The sequence below is a fragment of the Blautia luti genome, from assembly GCF_013304735.1.
GTDB lineage: Bacteria > Bacillota > Clostridia > Lachnospirales > Lachnospiraceae > Blautia_A.
Genome location: NZ_JAAITI010000078.1, coordinates 1 through 2,497, shown reverse-complemented (window position 1 = coordinate 2,497; position 2,497 = coordinate 1). Strand labels below are relative to the sequence as shown.

The 2,497-nt window shown below is 53.8% G+C and carries 1 rRNA gene; it reads left to right on the top strand.

The window, feature by feature from the left end:
• Window positions 1-2,497: ribosomal RNA gene (locus G5B06_RS18445) — 23S ribosomal RNA — on the top strand; the annotation flags it as partial.

Below are 2,497 nucleotides of genomic sequence, written 5' to 3'. Positions count from 1 at the left end.
GAGAGGGTGAAAGCCCCGTACGTGAAAACCAAGCTGACTGAGCAGGATCCGGAGTACCACGAGACACGAGGAACCTTGTGGGAAGTAAGGGGGACCACCCCCTAAGGCTAAATACTACTTAGTGACCGATAGCGCATAGTACTGTGAAGGAAAGGTGAAAAGGACCCCGGGAGGGGAGTGAAAGAGAACCTGAAACCCTGTGTCTACAAGCTGTGGAAGTGCTTTATATGCACAACCGCGTACTTTTTGTAGAACGGTCCGGCGAGTTACGCTTACTGGCAAGGTTAAGTCCTCAAGGGATGGAGCCGAAGGGAAACCAAGTCTTAACAGGGCCAGAGTCAGTAGGAGTAGACCCGAAACCGGGTGATCTATCCATGTCCAGGTTGAAGCTGCCGTAAGAGGTAGTGGAGGACCGAACCCACATCCGTTGAAAAGGGTGGGGATGAGGTGTGGATAGGGGAGAAATTCCAATCGAACCCGGAGATAGCTGGTTCTCCTCGAAATAGCTTTAGGGCTAGCCTCGGTGTGAGTCTTGCGGAGGTAGAGCACTGAATTTCCTAGGGGGCGTCAAAGCCTACCGAAGAATATCAAACTCCGAATGCCGTGTAGATATCACCGGGAGTCAGACTGCACGAGATAAGTTGGGCGGTCAAAAGGGAAAGAGCCCAGACCTACAGTTAAGGTCCCAAAGTGCGCGTTAAGTGGAAAAGGATGTGGGATTTCGAAGACAACCAGGATGTTGGCTCAGAAGCAGCCATACATTCAAAGAGTGCGTAATAGCTCACTGGTCGAGAGGTCCTGCGCCGAAAATGTCCGGGGCTGAAACGCGCCACCGAAACTAAGGAATCCGTAAGGATTGGTAGAGGAGCATTGCATGCGGGAAGAAGCAGTACCGTAAGGAGCTGTGGACTGCATGGAAGAGAGAATGCCGGAATGAGTAGCGAGATAGAGGTGGGAATCCTCTAGGCCGAATATCCAAGGTTTCCAGGGTAAAGCTGATCTGCCCTGGGTGAGTCGGGACCTAAGGTGAGGGCGAGAGCCGTAGCCGATGGACAACAGGTTGATATTCCTGTACTGCAGTATAACAGAACTGTGGGGACACGTAAGGAGAGCGGGAGCCGGGGATGGATTGTCCCGGTACAAGCGAGGTACCAGTATGGTAGGAAAATCCGCCATGCAATGGGAAGACGTGATGTGGAGTGAAATATAGTAACGAAGCCCGTGAGCCATGCGTCAAGAAAAGCCGCTATTGTTTATATTGTACCCGTACCGTAAACCGACACAGGTGGATGAGGAGAGAATCCTAAGGCCGGCGGAAGAAGTATTGCCAAGGAACTCGGCAAAATGGCCCCGTAACTTAGGGAGAAGGGGTGCCTGCGAGAGCAGGCCGCAGAGAATAGGCTCAAGCAACTGTTTAGCAAAAACACAGGTCTATGCGAAACCGAAAGGTGAGGTATATGGGCTGACGCCTGCCCGGTGCTGGAAGGTTAAGAGGAGAGGTTAGCGGCAACGCGAAGCTTTGAATTTAAGCCCCAGTAAACGGCGGCCGTAACTATAACGGTCCTAAGGTAGCGAAATTCCTTGTCGGGTAAGTTCCGACCCGCACGAAAGGCGTAATGATTTGAGCGCTGTCTCGGCAATACATCCGGTGAAATTGAAGTGCCAGTGAAGATGCTGGCTACCCGCGCCAGGACGGAAAGACCCCATGGAGCTTTACTCCAGTTTGGCACTGGGGTCCGGTGTTGCATGTACAGGATAGGTGGGAGGCTGAGAAACGGTAACGTCAGTTGCCGCGGAGCCGCTGTTGGGATACCACCCTTGTGATATTGGGCTTCTAACCAGCCGCCGTGATCCGGCGGTGGGACAATGCCAGGCGGGGAGTTTGACTGGGGCGGTCGCCTCCGAAAGGGTATCGGAGGCGCCCAAAGGTTCCCTCAGAATGGACGGAAACCATTCGAAGAGTGCAAAGGCAGAAGGGAGCTTGACTGCGACACCGACGGGTGGAGCAGGTACGAAAGTAGGGCTTAGTGATCCGGTGGTATTAAGTGGGAATGCCATCGCTCAACGGATAAAAGCTACCCTGGGGATAACAGGCTTATCACTCCCAAGAGTTCACATCGACGGAGTGGTTTGGCACCTCGATGTCGGCTCATCGCATCCTGGGGCTGTAGTAGGTCCCAAGGGTTGGGCTGTTCGCCCATTAAAGCGGTACGCGAGCTGGGTTCAGAACGTCGTGAGACAGTTCGGTCCCTATCCGGCGTGGGCGCAGGATATCTGAGAGGAGCTGTCCTTAGTACGAGAGGACCGGGATGGACGGACCGCTGGTGGACCGGTTGGCTTGCCAAAGCCATGGCCGGGTAGCCAAGTCCGGAAGGGATAAACGCTGAAGGCATCTAAGCGTGAAGCCCCCCTCAAGATGAGATATCCCATTCTTAAGAAGTAAACCCCCTTGAAGACGACGAGGTAGATAGGGCAGAGGTGGAAGTGTGGTAACACA